At 34.5% G+C, this 17,994-nt stretch carries 20 protein-coding genes, 1 pseudogene and 1 other annotated feature; of the genes and pseudogenes, 15 read left to right on the top strand and 6 right to left on the bottom strand.

Annotated features, from left to right (window positions below; translation table 11 throughout):
- The first annotated feature begins 83 nt into the window (after window positions 1-83).
- Together pepV and dat are read left to right on the top strand one after the other, a co-directional pair.
- Window positions 84-1,508 carry a dipeptidase PepV gene (gene pepV, locus ACFSO7_RS21135; protein ID WP_377879375.1) on the top strand — a complete coding sequence of 475 codons (1,425 nt, stop codon included), beginning with the start codon at window positions 84-86 and terminating at the stop codon, window positions 1,506-1,508.
- A gap of 1 nt (window position 1,509) precedes the next feature.
- On the top strand, window positions 1,510-2,367 hold the full coding sequence (dat, locus tag ACFSO7_RS21130) for a D-amino-acid transaminase (RefSeq protein ID WP_377879374.1): 858 nt from the start codon (window positions 1,510-1,512) through the stop codon (window positions 2,365-2,367).
- Window positions 2,368-2,412: 45 nt separating this feature from the next.
- On the opposite strand, the gene ACFSO7_RS21125 is transcribed toward dat, so the two are convergent.
- Entirely contained in the window at window positions 2,413-3,249 is an 837-nt protein-coding gene (locus ACFSO7_RS21125) for a class I SAM-dependent methyltransferase (RefSeq protein WP_377879373.1), read from the bottom strand.
- Window positions 3,250-3,511: 262 nt separating this feature from the next.
- Between ACFSO7_RS21125 and ACFSO7_RS21120 the strand changes: the two genes are divergently transcribed.
- The 9 genes from ACFSO7_RS21120 to ACFSO7_RS21080 all read left to right on the top strand — a co-directional run bounded on the left by ACFSO7_RS21120 (window position 3,512) and on the right by ACFSO7_RS21080 (window position 8,894).
- Window positions 3,512-3,940: a protein kinase family protein gene (locus ACFSO7_RS21120; RefSeq protein WP_377879372.1), complete on the top strand. Its 429-nt coding sequence runs from the start codon at window positions 3,512-3,514 to the stop codon at window positions 3,938-3,940.
- Window positions 3,941-4,441 carry a phosphotransferase gene (locus tag ACFSO7_RS21115; RefSeq protein ID WP_377879371.1) on the top strand — a complete coding sequence of 167 codons (501 nt, stop codon included), beginning with the start codon at window positions 3,941-3,943 and terminating at the stop codon, window positions 4,439-4,441. It begins immediately after the preceding gene.
- A 58-nt stretch (window positions 4,442-4,499) separates the two neighbouring features.
- Window positions 4,500-5,012 (top strand): DUF6886 family protein, encoded by a 513-nt coding sequence (locus tag ACFSO7_RS21110; RefSeq protein ID WP_377879370.1) that lies wholly within the window; start codon window positions 4,500-4,502, stop codon window positions 5,010-5,012.
- A 22-nt stretch (window positions 5,013-5,034) separates the two neighbouring features.
- Window positions 5,035-5,649, top strand: a complete 615-nt coding sequence (locus tag ACFSO7_RS21105; protein WP_377879369.1) for a zinc dependent phospholipase C family protein — start codon at window positions 5,035-5,037, stop codon at window positions 5,647-5,649.
- 49 nt (window positions 5,650-5,698) lie between these two features.
- Window positions 5,699-6,538 carry a pentapeptide repeat-containing protein gene (locus tag ACFSO7_RS21100; protein ID WP_377879368.1) on the top strand — a complete coding sequence of 280 codons (840 nt, stop codon included), beginning with the start codon at window positions 5,699-5,701 and terminating at the stop codon, window positions 6,536-6,538.
- 22 nt (window positions 6,539-6,560) lie between these two features.
- Entirely contained in the window at window positions 6,561-7,262 is a 702-nt protein-coding gene (locus tag ACFSO7_RS21095; protein ID WP_377879367.1) for an undecaprenyl pyrophosphate synthase, read from the top strand.
- A 44-nt stretch (window positions 7,263-7,306) separates the two neighbouring features.
- The gene (locus ACFSO7_RS21090; RefSeq protein WP_377879366.1) at window positions 7,307-7,723 is read left to right on the top strand and encodes a VOC family protein; all 417 of its coding nucleotides are present in this window, start codon (window positions 7,307-7,309) and stop codon (window positions 7,721-7,723) included.
- 23 nt (window positions 7,724-7,746) lie between these two features.
- Window positions 7,747-8,286 (top strand): ribonuclease FAU-1 family protein, encoded by a 540-nt coding sequence (locus ACFSO7_RS21085; RefSeq protein ID WP_377879365.1) that lies wholly within the window; start codon window positions 7,747-7,749, stop codon window positions 8,284-8,286.
- A 239-nt stretch (window positions 8,287-8,525) separates the two neighbouring features.
- Window positions 8,526-8,894: a hypothetical protein gene (locus tag ACFSO7_RS21080; RefSeq protein WP_377879364.1), complete on the top strand. Its 369-nt coding sequence runs from the start codon at window positions 8,526-8,528 to the stop codon at window positions 8,892-8,894.
- 606 nt (window positions 8,895-9,500) lie between these two features.
- Here the strand turns inward: ACFSO7_RS21080 and ACFSO7_RS21075 are convergent.
- Both ACFSO7_RS21075 and ACFSO7_RS21070 read right to left on the bottom strand, forming a co-directional pair.
- Window positions 9,501-9,590: pseudogene (locus tag ACFSO7_RS21075) on the bottom strand (YjcZ family sporulation protein); the annotation flags it as partial.
- Window positions 9,591-9,826: 236 nt separating this feature from the next.
- Window positions 9,827-10,660 carry a MerR family transcriptional regulator gene (locus tag ACFSO7_RS21070; protein WP_377879363.1) on the bottom strand — a complete coding sequence of 278 codons (834 nt, stop codon included), beginning with the start codon at window positions 10,658-10,660 and terminating at the stop codon, window positions 9,827-9,829.
- A gap of 118 nt (window positions 10,661-10,778) precedes the next feature.
- On the opposite strand from ACFSO7_RS21070, the gene norA reads away from it, so the two are divergent.
- Window positions 10,779-11,975, top strand: coding sequence for a multidrug efflux MFS transporter NorA (gene norA / locus ACFSO7_RS21065; RefSeq protein ID WP_377879362.1), 1,197 nt, complete (start codon window positions 10,779-10,781; stop codon window positions 11,973-11,975).
- Window positions 11,976-12,033: 58 nt separating this feature from the next.
- Here norA and ACFSO7_RS21060 read toward each other — a convergent pair whose 3' ends face one another.
- On the bottom strand, window positions 12,034-13,020 hold the full coding sequence (locus ACFSO7_RS21060) for a DUF4003 family protein (RefSeq protein ID WP_377879361.1): 987 nt from the start codon (window positions 13,018-13,020) through the stop codon (window positions 12,034-12,036).
- 151 nt (window positions 13,021-13,171) lie between these two features.
- Between ACFSO7_RS21060 and ACFSO7_RS21055 the strand changes: the two genes are divergently transcribed.
- Complete coding sequence (locus ACFSO7_RS21055) at window positions 13,172-13,666, top strand: GNAT family N-acetyltransferase (RefSeq protein WP_377879360.1); 495 nt, start codon at window positions 13,172-13,174, stop codon at window positions 13,664-13,666.
- A 67-nt stretch (window positions 13,667-13,733) separates the two neighbouring features.
- On the opposite strand, the gene asnS is transcribed toward ACFSO7_RS21055, so the two are convergent.
- On the bottom strand, window positions 13,734-15,125 hold the full coding sequence (asnS, locus tag ACFSO7_RS21050) for an asparagine--tRNA ligase (RefSeq protein WP_377879359.1): 1,392 nt from the start codon (window positions 15,123-15,125) through the stop codon (window positions 13,734-13,736).
- Between the two features lie 76 nt (window positions 15,126-15,201).
- Window positions 15,202-15,441, bottom strand: a binding site (T-box leader).
- A 296-nt stretch (window positions 15,442-15,737) separates the two neighbouring features.
- Here asnS and ACFSO7_RS21045 point away from each other — a divergent pair.
- Window positions 15,738-16,808: an undecaprenyldiphospho-muramoylpentapeptide beta-N-acetylglucosaminyltransferase gene (locus ACFSO7_RS21045; protein ID WP_377879357.1), complete on the top strand. Its 1,071-nt coding sequence runs from the start codon at window positions 15,738-15,740 to the stop codon at window positions 16,806-16,808.
- Window positions 16,809-16,918: 110 nt separating this feature from the next.
- Here ACFSO7_RS21045 and ACFSO7_RS21040 read toward each other — a convergent pair whose 3' ends face one another.
- Window positions 16,919-17,311 (bottom strand): YuzC family spore coat inner layer protein, encoded by a 393-nt coding sequence (locus tag ACFSO7_RS21040; RefSeq protein ID WP_377879356.1) that lies wholly within the window; start codon window positions 17,309-17,311, stop codon window positions 16,919-16,921.
- Between the two features lie 105 nt (window positions 17,312-17,416).
- On the opposite strand from ACFSO7_RS21040, the gene thpR reads away from it, so the two are divergent.
- A complete protein-coding gene (thpR, locus tag ACFSO7_RS21035) occupies window positions 17,417-17,986 on the top strand; it encodes an RNA 2',3'-cyclic phosphodiesterase (RefSeq protein WP_377879355.1) in 570 nt (189 codons plus the stop codon).
- The last annotated feature ends 8 nt before the right edge of the window (window positions 17,987-17,994 follow it).

Genomic DNA, 17,994 nt, shown 5'->3' with positions numbered 1-17,994 from the left:
GATTGAACTACTCTCATACTTGGGAGTAGTTTTTTTTTTGATAAAGTGGGAAAATGTATTTACAAATAAATGTTTAATGGAGGTTGCAAATGATTAACTGGATGCAGGAAGTTGAAAAACGTAAAGAAGAGTTAATTAAAGACACGCAGCAATTATTACATATTAAAAGTTTATTAGATGAAGAAAATACAACGGAAGAGGCGCCACTTGGAGAAGGAGTGAAGGAAGCGCTGGATTTTATGCTTCAACTAGGTGAAAAAGACGGATTCACAAGTAAAAATGTCGGCAATTTGGCAGGTCATTTAGAATTTGGTCAAGGCGAAGATTTGCTAGGAATTCTTTGTCATGTGGATGTTGTTCCTGAAGGCGATGGCTGGACGAGTGACCCATATGGAGCAGAAATTCGCGATGGAAAAATATTTGCTCGTGGGGCGTTGGATGATAAAGGACCTACTATGGCAGCGTATTATGCAATGAAAATTGTTAAGGAACTAGAACTGCCTTTATCGAAACGAGTTCGAATGATTATTGGGACAGATGAAGAAAGTCAGTGGCGTTGTGTAGATCATTATTTTAAACATGAAGAAATGCCTACTATGGGTTTTGCGCCAGATGCTGATTTTCCAATTATTTATGCGGAAAAAGGGATTGCTGGATTTGATATGGTTTTAAAGCCGAAACATAGAGATTTTACCAATCAGACAATCGAGGTTATCCGGTTCCAATCAGGCAGAAGAACGAATATGGTTCCTGACTTTGCACAAGCTTCCTTACATATTCACATGGATCATACGAAATTAATGCAAGACTTTGATCACTATTTAAAGAAGAATCAATTAGAAGGAAAATGCTATATTGAAAATGGCGTGTTCTTTTTAGAAATGGAAGGAACTTCTGCACACGGTATGGAGCCGAAAAACGGAAAAAATGCAGGTCTATATTTAGGGGATTTCTTAGCGCATCAAGAACTAGACGAAGGATCTAAACCATTTTTCGCTTTGATTTCCGAATATTTGATTGACCATTCTAGAGGAGAGAAATTTGGAATCAACTACCGGGATGATATTACAGGCGATTTAACGATAAATATTGGGACGTTTCATTACACCCCGCAGGATGGCGGTCGTCTTGGGGTGAGTCTTCGTTATCCAGTCACAAATGATATGGAAAAAACGAAGGGAAAACTAGAAAAGATACTTTTTGAAAATGGTTTTGTGATTGAAAAGTACTCTGACTCAAAGCCTCATCATGTTGATGAAAATGATGTTTTAATTCAAACACTTAAAAAGGTTTATGAAGAACAAACGGGAGAAAAAGCGGAACTAATCTCTATTGGTGGGGGTACTTATGCACGCTCTCTAAAATCAGGTGTTGCATTTGGTCCACTTTTCCCAGGGAGAGAAGATATTGCCCATCAAAAAGATGAATATATGTATATTGAAGATTTAGTCAAGTCAACTGCCATCTATGCACAAGCCATCTATGAGTTGGCAAAAGGGGGAAAATGAGATGAGTGTTGTATTCAAAAATGGCGAATTTCTTGAACGCTCTCAAGCGACCATTGACATTGAAGATCGTGGGTATCAATTTGGAGACGGTGTGTACGAAGTGATTCGTGTCTACAATGGAAAAATGTTTACAGGTAAAGAACATTTACAAAGATTAGTGGAAAGTGCTGAAAAAATTGGCCTTCATCTCGAGTATACGATTGAGGAAATGACTTCATTTCTTTCTCAACTTATCGAGAAGAATAAGTTAACACTAGGAACGATTTATTTACAGGTCACACGAGGGGTTTCGCCACGAAATCATCTGTTTCCTTCTTCAGAAGTTAAATCAGTATTCATCGCTTACACGAAAGATATTGGTCGACCAGTCGAATCAATGGAAAAAGGGGTTAAAGCAATCCTGCTAGAGGATATTCGCTGGCTGCGTTGTGATATTAAAAGCTTAAATCTATTAGGCAACCTACTAGCAAAGCAAAAAGCTGCTGAAGCTGGCTGCTTTGAAGCGATTCAACATCGAGGAGAAGTTGTTACGGAAGGAAGCCTCTCAAATATCTCTATAGTAGTTAATGGTAAGGTGAAAACACATCCAGCTAATAACCTTATCTTAAACGGAATATCAAGACAAAAGATGTTACAGGTTTGTCGCGATCATGACATAGCTTTCGAAGAAACAACTTATACAAAGGAAGAGCTCCTTCAAGCGGAAGAAGTATTTTTAACCGGTACGACCGTTGAAGTCACCCCGATTGTTGAAGTGGAAGGGAAAATCATTGGAACTGGGACAATTGGTCTAGTGACAAAGAAATTACAAGAGCTATTTAAGGCTGAGATTGAAAAGGAATGCGGGACAATCGAATAATATTTTTAAAAAAAACAAGCCGAAACGGTGAAAGTTTCGGCTTGTTTAAATAGCTTTAAAGGTAAAGATCGGCATAGGTTTGACATCAGTATTACTGCAAGCACTTTCTAATAATTTTATTTCAGATTGAATAAGAGTCTTTAATTTAGTGGGCATATTTTTAATAGAATTTAGTTCCTCTTGGTAATCTGTTAAGGTTTGATTAATTTCCCATTCACCGTCTTGAAGTTTTGGGGAATCAATCGTAAGTTCATTGACAATATTCCATCCTGCATTTTTTGCAATCTCTATTATATCCGTAGGAGTGAAAAGTGTACGAACATTGGATAAGCTACTTTCCTTAAAGCACTCGTATTGCGCTTGAATTAGAACAGATAATAAGTGAGGTAACTGATTCGACTTATTGATTCTCGTATCCCATTCAGCAAAACATAAAGTTTTCCCCCACATTTTTAACTTCTTTAGTATACTGCTCAATTCTTCAAATGAATTTAAATACCAAGAACTGTGGGATAAAATAACAAAGTCAAAATAGCCTTCAGGAAAATGAATATCAGTTGAAAGCAGATCGATTTCAAAATCGACTTTTATACGATTTCCCAAATCTGACTTTGTTAAAAAATCAATGGAGTCACCTAATGTGATTGGACTCCCATAATCAGGTGAAGCTACATCAATTCCGTGAACGAACCCACTTTTGCCAACTAAATACGCTAATACAGCAGTAGTATCTCCTTGTCCACAGCCAATTTCTAATACTTTACTTCCAGGCTGAATAGCCCAAAATTCAGCTAGTTTCAATCGATGCTCCGTCTGTATTCTTTGAACGTCGGAATTTGAAGCCATACAATTAACGATATAATCAATTACTGAATTGTTCATAAGCGGACTCCTTTTTGATTCAAAATGAAAAACTAACTTCCTTCATGCTATATCAATATGTTAGGAACTACAATGAGAAATTCATAGAAGGGAAAATTAGAATGAAAGCGAAATTTAATAGTTTAGGGTTTTATGAAGCAGATTTTGAGTGTTAAAAAGAGTTCATGATGCCCTTGAAGAGCCGCCAAAATCAAAAGCGGTCACCATAAGGGATTAATTATCTAAAGGGACAAACTTTCTGATAAAATAGTAGGTGAAGCAAATGGAATTTAAAGGAATTAAAAAAGTCTTTTCGAATTATTCATTAACGGACGTAATAAAAATAGAAGCAATAGAATCAGGGAACACCTCAAGTGTGTTTAAAGTAACGACAGAACAAGGAATTTTCATCCTACGTTCGCTAAAAAATGAGATGCAAGGGGAAATGGAATATAGAATTAGTGAACATTTTTCCAACAGAGCTAGCGCGCCGATCATTCCGGAGATTTTTCCTACAAAAAATGGGGAACCATTTGTGAATGAACATGGCACACTCTACAACTTACAGCACTATTTAGATGGAATGAAAATGACGAGAGATATGAATCTGCAAATGGCTATCGGGGAAAGTGTAGGACTATTACACGTTACTCTTGAGACCTTTGAAATTGATTTAGTACCAGTCGATCGATTTGATCTATCAATTTTATGATTGAAAGTTCGCGATAAATGGGAAATTCTGCACCGTGCTTCTTCAAAAATAGTTCCCGATTTAGATGAAATGCATCGTACAATTGTAAAAATGACTTTACAAACAGCTAAACAAAATAGTTTCATTCATGGTGATCTGGGAATATGGAATATGTTATGGATGGGTGGAACGATTAAAATATATGACTTTGGTGAAGTAAGACTCGGAGATTACCATTTTGATATTGCTGCGGCCATAACTTCTTCAATTAGAGAAAATTCGAGTGAGTATGAAACAAGAGAGGCAGTAATCAATTTTATAAAAGGCTATGAAAAGTATGGACGAAAAATAGATGTAAACAAACTTCTTATTAACATTCAATTATGGTATTTGAGAGGAATGTTAGCAATGCTAGATATCAACAAAGAGGTATATAATATTAGCCCAAAATCATATGACACCTATTCACAGGCAATAACTAAATATAAAAATGTATTTTCTAACTTTACTCAACTTCAATAAAGGTGGAGAAATTAGAATACATAGTGGTTAAATAATAACATTAATGAGGGATCTATTTATGCTTTTTCATTTTAGTGAGAATCCTAATATAAAAGAGTTTATTCCTTTGGAAGGACAAGCAAACAATCAATTGTCCCCAGTAGTTTGGGCGATCGATGAAGAGCATTCTGTAAATTACTTCCTTCCAAGAGACTGTCCCCGAATCATCTATTCAAAATCAACTAGTCTTAGTGAAGAGGATGAAAAGATCTTTTTCTCCCAAACGAAAGCTAGTACGATTATGACAGTTGAATCAGACTGGCTTGAAAGTATTAGAAACACAACGATATATAAATATACATTTACTGATGACGGATTTTCATTATTTGATAGGATTGCTGGTTATTATGTTTCCTATACTCCTGTTCAACCACTATATGTAGAACCGATGCATCATTTATTAGAAAATATTACTTCTAGAGGTGTTGAACTGAGAATAACCCCGAATCTCTATCCTCTTCGTGAAGCGATATTGAAATCAACGCTCGAGAACTTTTCTATGATTCGAATGAGGAATGCAAAAATAAGATAAATATATTAGTTGGAGGCATATAATGGGCTCAAGAATCATGCATTTAATTATAGCCAATCAAATAGCACAACGAGTTAAAATTGCAGACCGAACATCATTTTTATTAGGTGGGGTCGCACCTGATGCTGTTTCTCCAAAGGATTTATCCCACTTCTATAGGGGAGATTTAAGTGAATATACAAGAAGTATTGGATATGATATTTTTATTGGAAAATATCGTCACTATCAGCATTCCGAATATATTTTAGGCTACTATTCACATTTAATAGCAGATGATTTATGGTTAAAGGGTTTCTATTTACCTTGGTTGAAAAATCGAATGGAGCAGGATAATAATGTTTTTGACCAATATCATCAGGATTTTCAGTTATTGAATGGTAAATTGTTAAATTATTATAGAGTAGACAATGATATTTTACGAGATTTGGATAATAATGATTCAATCATTGATTTACAGGAAGTAACAGTAAAAGATGTAAAAGGGTTCATTCCATATTTATTAAAAGACATGGACTATGATCAAAAAGACATTAAGGAAGATCTTCAAGTTTTTACTTTTGATCAGATCATTGGATATGTCGAGACATCCATAGAAAAAGGAATATTCCATTTGAAGAAAATGATAAAATACGAATGATGTTCTTATAAATCAATAAATAGTTCAAATGATTAAGGAAGTGTAAGTGTTGACTAATCAATTAACGAATAACTTAAAAGTTCATACCCAACTAAAAGCAGACTGTGAAAATTGTTTTGGTCTTTGCTGTGTAGCTTTACCTTATGCTAAATCTGCAGACTTTGCAGTTAATAAAGATGGGGGTACTCCTTGTCAAAATCTACAATCGGACTATCGATGTAGTATCCATCAAAATCTCCGAACAAAAGGCTATCGGGGCTGTGCTGTGTATGAGTGCTTCGGTGCAGGTCAGAAGGTATCTCAAGTTATCTATAATGGAAACGATTGGAGAGATAATCCAACATTAGCAAAAGAAATGTTTGATGTTTTTCCCATTATGCAGCAACTTCATGAAATGCTTTGTTATTTAACCGAGGCACTAAGTTTAGATGCTGCAAAACCAATTTTTAAAGAAATTCGAAGTGCTCTAGAAGAAACGGAGAGACTCACTAATTTAAGTCCAAAATCAATCCTTGAACTGGACGTACATTCGCATAGAGCCATTGTTAGTGATCTTCTTCAACGTACAAGTGAATTAGTACGTGTAAATGTTTCAAATAAGAAAAAACAAAACAAAATCGGTAGAGGGAGTGTCCTTCTCGGTGCAAAGCTAAGAGGAGCTGATCTTAGAGGAGTGAACTTAAGAGGAGCTTTGCTTATTGCATCTGATCTCAGAGATGCCGACATGAGAGCGACTGATCTACTCGGTGCAGACTTAAGAGATGCTGATTTAAGTGGTTCGAATCTCGTAGGAAGTATTTTTCTTACTCAAGCACAAGTTAATTCCGCTAAGGGGGATATTCATACTAAATTGCCAAACTCTTTAAGTGCACCGAATCATTGGAAATAAATACATGAGGTGAGAGAATTCGATGGAATTAAGTATACCATCACATATTGCCATAATGATGGATGGAAATGGGCGCTGGGGTAATCTTAGGGGGCTTACAAGAAGTCAAGGACATTTTGCTGGTTCCCAAACCATGGAAAAGATCATATATACTTCTTTAGAGTTAGGAATTAAAGTTTTAAGCTTATACGCCTTCTCTACTGAAAATTGGAAGAGACCAAAGGATGAAGTTCAATACCTTATGGATTTACCTACACAGTTTTTTAAGGAAAAATTACCTGATTTTATGAAGCGAAATATCAAAATATGTATAACTGGAGATATTGACGGTTTACCAAAGCATACACAAGAAGCGGTGAAAAATGCAGAAAAGGAAACGGTGAATAACACAGATCTGATCGTTAATTTTGCATTAAATTACGGTGGGAGAAGTGAAATACTATCGGCTGTAAAGTCCATGATAAAAGATGTTCAGTATTCAACTATTGCGATCGAAGAGATCGGCGAGGATCTTATTGAAAAATATCTTTTTACAAAGGGGCTTCCTTCTCCAGATATTATTATTAGAACTGGTGGAGAACGGAGAATTAGTAACTACATGCTCTGGCAATCTGCTAAATCCGAATTATGGTATACAGACTCTTATTTTCCGGATTTTGACAAACAAATGCTTCTACAAGCAATTGAGGAAGTTAATCAAAGGAAATTAATCAATAAGATGTAACAAAAAGCGAATTAAAATAACTTTCCTTGAAAGGGGATTTCTACATGAATGAAAAATTATTAAGGGTAGGCACCACTTATATTCCTGTATCAGATATAGAACTTTCTTCCCATTGGTATGTGAAAAACTTAAATGCTGAATTGAACTATAAAGATGAAGACAAAGCGATTCTTAACTTAGCCAATCAAAGTTTTTTTCTCGTTAAGTCTAAAGATAATCAAAGTTCGAATTTCTATGATATACACGGATATGAGCGTTTTTCTTTATCATTTGAGGTGAATGGGTTAGATGCATTAGAAATAATTCACCAGGATTTAAACGAAAAAGGAGTAAAAATGGGAGAAATCGAAAATAGAGGGCATGCGGGAAGAAATTTTGTCTTTGAAGATTTAGATGGAAATAAATTTGATGTGTGGAGCGAATTGAGTCCAATATTTAAAGAGAAGTATCTTATTTTATAATAAGAATAAATCCGGAGGGGCAAATGTTAAAAAGACAGTTTGGTGATCGTTCAGAATGGAAGCGTGTCATTAAAAGAGAGTACGCTCAGGTCTTTTTAGATTCTAAGGAGTTTACAGGGCATATCACTTTATTGAAAATAGATAAAGTTTCACAACCGTTATTTGTTCAATATGGTGAAAAAAAGATATGTATTGTTGATGATGGATACATTTGGCTTCAACATTTCCCAACCAACCAACATTTCTCTGTGACGACAATGTTTGATACAGAAGGTGAAATTGTTCAATGGTATATCGATATTTGTAATGAAATCGGATTAGCAAATAATGTCCCTTATTTGGATGACCTATTTCTAGATATCGTTTTTTTACCAAATGGAGAAGTGATCGTAATGGATGAAGATGAACTGGAAGAAGCTTTATCTGAAGGCATCATCAATCGTTCCTTATTTGATCTGGCGTGGGAAGAGGCAAATCAAATTCGTGAATCTATTTCACAAGGACAATTTACGTTAATAAACGTGACGAAAAATCATAAAGACATGTTGCTTCAAAAATTATAAAAAGATAAATAAATTAATACAATGTACTTTGGAAGTTGTTTATGAAATCGGTAGTATTTTTACTAAAGTATCTATTAGTTTCATAAGCTGTTTAACAGTTTTGGTGCTGGTCATTTTAAACTATGATGATAAACGGCGCTTGGTTTTTTACCCATTTTAAGTAAAGATAAGCTCTTTTACTAGGTAGGGGGCATAGCATGTAATCGGCTACACATTTTTTTCAAAAAGTAGGTGAAAGCATGAACCCAGTATTAGACAATTACGGAATGGGAAATCGTCCCTATATGATGGGATACGGATATCCTTCTTATGGAACCGGATATGGAATGATGGGTTATCCTTCCTATGGGATGGGACACCACGGCAACCTATATCATCACAATCATCACCACGGTTATCCGCACATTAACCAGTTCCAAACAGTATCGATTCATATGCCAAGTAAAGGACATCACGGTCATCATCACCATCACGGTCATCATCACCATCATGGGCATCACCACGGCCATCATCACCACGGTTATCCACATATTAACCAGTTTCAAAATGTGTCACTTCATACTTCAAGCATGATTCCAGGTATGATAACACATACGATGCATCCTTAAAAATCAATATAGAATGTGAAAGAAATTATTTTGTTTATTTGCAGGAAGCATCTTTTGATGTTTCCTGTTTATATTTTGGCCACGGAAAGTCAGATTGAATCCTGTGTGGAAGTTATTTGGGGAAATTTGTGGTTATGGTCTTACGAAGGAATGCCCTTGACGATATCATAGCCTGTTAACCAGTTCCTGCAGTCTTTTTTACATAAAATCCCCCTATAGATGTAAGAAAATAGGACATTGAACATAACTTTTCTTTTAACAGTTTTATAGGTGTCTATTTTTAGTAATTTGATAAACTACGCATCTACCAATTTCATTCACTACTTTTAATATGATGTTTCATTTATTATAAAGATAAGAACAGCTACCTTTGATGGAAGCGCGTTCTTATCCTTATGCTCCTGACTAGAAAGTTTAAATCATTTGCCTAAAAAAATCTCCGTCTTCTTCTTTCAAAACCAAAGACAAAAGGGAAAATCCTTCTTCTTCTAAAGCCGTCGCGAAAAAAACGATTTCTTCGATCGAATCCAAAAAATGGCATATAATTCATCTTCCTTTCGTTTTAGATAAAAGGACAGATTAACCAATCCTGCCCTGAACAATGTATTAGCCCATGAAAGAAGCTCCTATAATGACAAGTAAAATGAACAATACGATAATTAAAGCAAAGCTACCGCCACCATCATAACCACCGCCCTATCCATAAAACCATCATATGTCGTCTCACCACCCGGAAATTTCGATGGAAAAACACCCCTACATATGTATATATATTTCTTGTGACAAAGGTTGATTGGGTAAACATCACCGTGTTAGGACAAAATCAGCGATTTACCTAAGCAATTTGTATCTAATGTTGCAGCTACTTCATTTTTAGTAAGTGCCCATATTTTTAAATAAATCGAGGAAAAAATAACAGAGATTTAAGAAAATTAACGTTCTTTTTGATCGACTTGTATCATAACTTTGGTGACGTAATGTTCCTTATGATTCATTACAACGGTGTCATAAATATACTCTTCAAAAACATAGTCAACTAAGGATAAATTTAAACGTTCCATCTCTGAAAAAAGTCGCTTGTATGTGTGATGTATGGTACTCTCATCTCCAATATGATAACCAACGAGAAAATCACCTTTCACAGCTTGAAAATACGGGTATCCAAGCTTTGGGTTGGGTTGCTCAATATATAAATAGCTATAATTTGAGAATTCTCCCTTTAATACTTGCTCTCGCTTCGTGATACCACCTATTGGATAACCTGAATCAAGCTGCGATACGTTTAATTCATTAATAAAATCTGAAACTACCTCTACAAATTCTTCAGCAGTTATATTTTCAATGTTTCTACTTAAATAAAGTGTTGCCTCAGGTAATTTTTCAAGTGTAATTTGATGAAAATCAATTTGTAATGCTTCTTCCATTAGTGCAATTTTTGCCTCGATCATTTTTTCTTTCATTTCAATCTCCTGACGTTTCTGTACGATCTCTTCTTTTTTTTGATACATTAAGGACAAAAAACTTTCAGGCGATTTATTTTGCATGTACTGTTGAATATCGTTAAGCGACGTACCTAGATCTTTTAATAAATCAATAACAAAGAATAACTCTATTTGGCGTATTGAATAAAAACGATATCCTTTTTCATTTTTCATTTCCGGAGACAAAAGTCCAATTTGATCGTAATAAAAAAGTGTCTGTTTGTTTACCTTGCAAAGTCGTGCAAATTCTCCAGTAGATAAATATTTTCCATCTTTACTACTCATATTTTAGCAGCACCATCCTTGACTATATAGTTACTATATACACTAGGATAAAGAGTGTAAACTAATAAATACAAATCAATTAGTTGCGTAATTAGTTATGTTAAGGAGAAAGCAGAAAATGAAGTCTCATAAGGTCACCTTAGGATTATTATTAATGAATTTATTCATCGCATTTTTGGGAATTGGTCTAGTCATTCCCGTCTTACCCACGCTGATGAATGAAATGGGTATTACTGGAACTACCATTGGTTATTTAACAGGAGCATTTGCCATTGCTCAATTAATTGCTTCTCCACTAGCAGGGAAAGCAGCGGATAAATTGGGTAGGAAAATTATGATTGTCATTGGCTTATTTATTTTCGGTATATCAGAATTTTTATTTGGGATCGGCAGAGAAATTGAGATGTTATTTATTTCGCGTATTTTAGGTGGGATTAGTGCTGCATTCATTATGCCAGCCGTTACCGCTTTTATTGCTGATATTACAACTTCGGAAACTCGTCCTAAAGCACTCGGTTATATGTCAGCGGCTATTAGCACAGGATTTATAATTGGGCCAGGTATTGGAGGATTCTTAGCTGAATTTGGAACACGAGTACCATTTTATTTTGCTGGAGCACTCGGTACTATTGCTGCTATCCTTTCGATACTTTTATTATCTGAACCAGATCGTACAAAAGAAAATAGTAAATATGCTTCACAAGATAAGTCAGGCTTCAAACGTATTGTTGAAAGAAAATATTTCATAGCATTTATTCTTATATTCATTGCCTCATTTGGTTTAGCTGCTTTTGAATCGTTCTTTAGTCTATTTGTAGACCACAAATTTAAATTTAAACCGTCCGATATTGCGATTGTGATTACAGGTGGTGCCATTTTTGGTGCCGTTTCACAAGTACTATTATTTGATCGGCTTACGCGAATTTGGGGAGAAATTAAACTGATTCGATATAGCTTAATTTTATCAGCCTTACTGGTGTTTTTAATGACTGTTGTTCATTCCTATTTTTCCATTTTACTTGTTACATTTATTGTGTTTGTAGGATTTGATTTATTCCGACCGGCTGTTACTTCATACCTTTCAAATATTGCCGGGAATGAGCAAGGTTTTGTTGGTGGAATGAACTCTATGTTTACAAGTTTAGCGAACATTTGTGGACCGATTATAGGGGGGATACTATTTGATATAGATATTAACTACCCTTACTACTTTGCGACTGTGATACTATCTCTAGGAATAGGTATAACATTGTTCTGGAAGTTGCATGCAAATGATTCATCAAAAGAAGTAAAATGGATGAGGGAATCTATTTAATCGTAATATAGTGAAAGCCGTTCTCTTATTCTGAGAGCGGCTTTTGTAATATCAATAGTCAGGAACTGCTTGAGCTAATGCTTGCTGCTGTGGCAGCTGCAATACTTGCGGTCATAGCAGCTTGCTGAGCTTGAATAAGTGTTTCTATTGAAACGTTTAATCCGGTTTGAGCCGTATTAACTAATGATGTTTTTTGATTCAATAGAAACAGTATACTTAACATAAAATTAATATCTTTACTCCATTTAAACAGCTTGTCATTATTCAAATTCTCGTTAAATTCTTTAAGAATTTCCACTTCATTTTCTAATTCCTTAACATAGGTGAGCATTCCGATATATGGGTAAAAGATTTTCTTTGTTTTAAAGTTGGCGTCGCAAAGCAGACCTTTCACTTTTACACATAGTTCTACTTTTTCATTAGGATTATGATCTGAAGTCAGTGTTAGAATATGGCTTAAAAATTGTAAATCATTCCCCATTGAAAAACCTTTTCGTTGTAAAGCAACATAATATTCCTCCACGTTTGCTACAATTTCATCCGCATTCGTATCATTAAGGGAAAGAATCGAAGCTAAAGGATAGTCAGCAGAATTAGTTAGAAAAAAATGATGACTTTTCATTCCTTTGTATACATCAATCGTTTTCCGAGTGTATTCTTCTATTCGATTCGGTTCAATTTTCAAAAGTGTTCCTGCCGCAATATAGGAATAAACGTTTCGGCTGAAGCCAGTTTCGATAAGTTTATCGTAAATAGACATTAAATGATGAAAAGCAGTTTGGGCATCGGTGGCGGTTGTATCCAATGTTGCTGCCGTAGTAAATCGATGTACAGAATTTAATTGTGAGAAGAACCCAACTTCATCTTTAATATAGTCAGCAGTATCTATGAAATGTTTTAAATTAAATTTTTTTGAGCTTGTTACATACATGGCAGCAATTAGCATGAGTAACCTTTTGTCAGCTTTCCATTTTAGTTTGGAGTATAGTTGAAAATATATGTCTTTATATTGATCCATTCCGTCTATTAAAGTTTGATTCATCATAAAAATATCACACCTTAAGAATATTAATTAACTTATATACGAGGGAAGAGCTATTCTGGTTTCATTTGGCATCATTTTTTAAAAATTCTTTATGTTAATTAGATAGATGGTATAATATTCAAAAGTTATTGGAAACAAATGGGGGAGAAGAATGATCATAAGACAAGCTTTGCCTAATGACGCAGAAAGTTTAGTTCATTTAATTAAAGAAGTAGAAGAATCTAATTTCATGTTGTTTGAACCTGGAGAAAGAAAAACAACTCCGGAGCAATTTCGAAAAAGAATGGAATCAATGGAAGTAGATAATACTTCAGCTCATTTTGTTGCTGAAGAGAATGGGAATTTAGTTGGATATTTATTTGTCATCGGGGGCAATCCTATTCGAGCTAGACACTCAGTCAATATCGTAGCCGGTGTGTCAGAGTCATATCGAGGCAAAGGTGTTGGCACGAAGCTTTTTCAAGAACTGCATCAATGGGCAGTTGAAAAAGATATTCATAGATTACAATTAACTGTTATGGAACATAATCGTGCAGCCATACAACTTTACACAAAAATGGGATTTGAAAAAGAAGGAGTAAAGAGAAACTCGTTGTTTGTTGATGGTAAATATGTGAATGAGATATATATGGGAAAACTATTATAAAAAGAGTAGGGAAATAGCAAATAAAAAAGACTAGATAAGAAAACAATTCTTATCTAGTCTTATCTAATTAAAATTCTGCATTACCTGGCGTTCTTGGGAATGGGATAACATCTCTAATATTCGTCATTCCAGTCAAATACATAATTAATCTTTCAAGACCAATACCGAAGCCGGAGTGTTTCGTTCCACCATATTTTCTTAGTTCTAAATACCAGTTGTAATCTTCTTCTACTAAACCAAATTCATTAATTTTCTTTAATAATTCATCTTCACGTTCTTCCCTTTGGCTACCTCCAACTAACTCACCAATTCCTGGAACAAGTAAATCTGTAGCTGCAACCGTCTTTTGATCATCATTGCTTCTCATATAGAAAGCCTTGATATCTTTAGGGTAATCAGTTAAGAACATTGGCTTTTTGAACACCTTTTCGCATAAGTAACGTTCATGCTCCGTTTGTAAATCAATGCCCCATTCAACAGGGTACTCGAAGCTTTCTTTTGCTTCTTTAAGAAGATCAATTGCTTCTGTATAAGTGATTTTAGCAAACTCTGATGATAACGTATTTTCTAAGCGTGAAAGCAACTCTTTATCAACAAAAGAATTAAAGAATTCCATTTCTTCTTTCGCATTTTCTAGAACAAACTGAACAACGTATTTGATCATGTCTTCAGCAAGGGCCATAATATCGTTAATATCTGCAAAGGCCATTTCAGGCTCAACCATCCAAAATTCAGCTGCATGTCTAGAAGTATTAGAATTTTCAGCTCTAAAAGTTGGGCCAAATGTATACACATTACAAAATGCCAAAGCAAATGCTTCTGCTGTTAATTGACCACTAACTGTTAGATTTGTTTCTTTTTTAAAGAAGTCTTCTTGAAGATTAACATTGCCATTTTCGTCTTTAGGTACATTAGCTAGATCTAACGTGGTTACTCTGAACATTTCACCTGCACCCTCAGTGTCACTGCCAGTGATAACCGGTGTATGTACATATACGAATCCTTTTTCTTGGAAAAATTTATGAATAGCTTGTGAAGCAAGTGAACGAACTTTAAATACCGCATAAAAAGTATTGGTTCTTGGTCTTAAATGGGCAATTGTTCTTAAATATTCAAAGGTATGACGCTTTTTCTGTAATGGATAATCTTTATTAGAAGTACCTTGGATTTCAATATTTGTTGCTTTAATTTCAAAAGGTTGTTTAGATTCAGGTGTTAAAATAAATTGTCCTTCAATTTGTAAAGTTGAACTTAATGAAGCTTTAACAACTTCGTCAAAGTTTTCTAACGATTGATCAAATACGATTTGAACACTTTTGAAAAAAGAACCGTCACTTAATTCAATAAAGCCAAAAGCCTTTGAATCACGGATATTTTTAACCCATCCTGTTAAAATGATACTCTTTCCTTCATAAGATTCCGGATTTGCATACAAATCTTTAATTAACTTATTTTCCATCTTCATACTCTCCTCTTTAACAGATTTAATGACAGTTTTGTTTGGTAATTATACAAAAAAACCTTCCATCCCCATGAAAAGGGACGAAAGGTTGCCTTCCGCGGTACCACCCAAATTGTCTATTACGACCAGCTTAACGAGTACAATCATACTCACCAGTTTTAACGTTCTGGTCACGTCTAAGCCTACTCTTGTTAGCCAATTTCAGTTAGAAACTCAAAGGTGTTATTCATATCTACCTCTTCACTAGGCTTGCACCATCCCTAGCTCGCTATAGAAAATAGTAAATACTACTTGTCCTTATCTTCGTCCATATTAACACTATGTAACTGCCTCGATTAATATCTTATCATAGTTGTTCGTTGGTTTAAATGACTTTTTTCTACCTCATTAGAATTCTTCGAACAACAGAGTCCCAATTTAAGTATGTATGAATTATTTACAAATTATACCTATAAAAAGTGGGTACTAAAATTAAGAGTTTTGATAAAGCCTCTTAATGATCTTGAAACAGGAAACGAGGATCTTGGAAAGCTTTACGGATATTAGGCATCATTTCTACCTGTTAAGATATAATGGTTAAAAATAATTAAACTCTAAGTAGGAGGAATTATGTTTAAAAAGACGATTGTGTTTACAGGTGGCGGTTCCGCTGGTCATGTTACACCAAACCTTGCCATTATCAATGAAATGGATCAAATGGAATGGGAAATTCAATACATTGGTTCAAAAAACGGAATCGAGAAAGAATTAATAAAGAAGGCTAATTTACCATATTACGAAATTACAAGTGGAAAATTAAGAAGATATGTGGATATTGAAAATGTAAAGGATATTTTTAGAGTGTTAAGAGGATGTTTAGAGGCAAGAAGAATTTTGAAAAAGCTGAAACCACGTTTAATTTTTTCAAAAGGTGGTTTTGTGTCTGTTCCTGTGATTGTGGCTGCAAGTACGTTAAAAATACCGATTTTTATCCATGAAAGTGATATGACACCTGGATTAGCAAATAAAATATCACAACGATTTGCAACTAAGATCTTTACCTCCTTTGATGAGGCAAGGAAGTTTTTCCCTAAAGAAAAAACAAAAGCAATTGGTTCGCCAATAAGGAAAGAAATATTAAATGGGAGTAAAGGTCAAGCTCTTTCTTTTCTCGGCTTCCATCAAAAACTTCCGATTTTAACAATAATGGGCGGTAGTTTAGGGGCAAAAAAAATCAATGAAACAATTAGAAACTCTTTAAAAGAACTCACAAAAAACTATCAAATTGTCCATTTATGTGGGAAGGGAAATGTGGATCATACTTTAGTGGGAAGCCCAGGTTATAAACAATTTGAATATGTACATGAAGAACTACCTGATATTTTAGCTGCTACAGATGTGGTGATCACTCGAGGTGGTTCAAATGCTATTTTTGAGTTCTTAGCATTAAAGATTCCGATGATCATCATCCCACTAAGTAAGCAGCAAAGTAGGGGTGACCAAATCTTAAATGCGAAAGCTTTTGAAGAGAAAGGTTATTCTATAACTCTTGAAGAGGAAAACTTGAATGAGAAAACCTTAATGGCTAATCTTGAAAAAGTAGAAAAAAACCGAGATCAATTTATAATTGACATGCAAACCTCGAAACAAGGTCAAGCAATTGAAATTCTTTTGTATGAGATTGATAAGTATAATAAATAAAGGCATTTTCTTAATATTGTTGCTTTAAATTGTCCAAAACAAGATTTTATGCAAAAATGGCAAAATAAAAAAACGTAGAAAATCGTCCTTTAAATGGACGATTTTCTTTACTAATCCCCCCATTTAAGAAACATCGTCATTGTGCAGCATTGTGTATTTAAAGCCTGTGCATGTATCGTTAATAAAACGCCAGTTGGTGTATAAGTAGTTGTAATGGGCGTACTACTTCCAATTGATTTTATCAGACGATCTACCTCTTTTTGATTTCCCATCTGAGCTGCAGTCATTAACTTACGAGCAAAGTCTGGTTCTGAAAGCTTTTTAAGTATTATACTTGATACACTAGCTATTTTTTGAAAAGCGGCTACCGAGTGACTTAGAATATTAATATCAACTGAAGGGAATTGTGGTTGCCGATTCATTTCTAATGGAGGATATGGATAATAATAATATGGTCTGTAGTAAATGACAAAAACCTCCCCTGTTCCATTAGTCATTATCATTATGGTTTATGCAATATTGGATATAAAGGTGATTGATGTAAAACCACAATGTAAAACTACAATAAGTTGGTAAACTAAAATAAACCATGATCAGGAGGAATCTAGATGTCAAATAAAACCCATTACTTTCTAGCCGTTCGTATACCTGATTCAACAAAACAAGTGCTGTATCAGGCTATTGAAAATATAAAGAAAGACTTTCCATTTCAAAGATGGGTTCATATAGAGGATTATCATATTACACTTGCATTCTTAGGCTTTGCCACAAATAATCAACTTACGGAGATAAATAATCTTGTGAAGAAACAGTTGGAAAATGAAAAAACATTTTCACTTTCCATTTCCCATTTAGGTACATTTGGTACGGCAAGTTCCCCAAGGATTTTTTGGGCAGGGCTAGAGAATAGTCCAAGCCTTCAGCAACTTAGAGAAAAAGTTTATACAACATGTATACAAGCTGGGTTCCAATTAGAAAAAAGACCATTTTCTCCTCATATAACCTTAGCAAGAAAATGGGACTCTGATGAAGGTTTTCATTCTGATCAATTGGAAAAGCAAAATCCGTTTCATGAAAATCTGTTATCCTTTCATACAGCTGAAGTGGTTTTGTATAAAACCAATCTTTTGCAAACTCCAAAATATGAAAATTTGATTACCTTTTCACTTCAATCATAATAAAATAC

Source organism: Bacillus sp. CGMCC 1.16607 (genome assembly GCF_042683745.1).
Taxonomy (GTDB): Bacteria; Bacillota; Bacilli; order Bacillales; family Cytobacillaceae; genus Pseudoneobacillus.
This window is presented reverse-complemented; position numbering and strand designations above follow the sequence as displayed.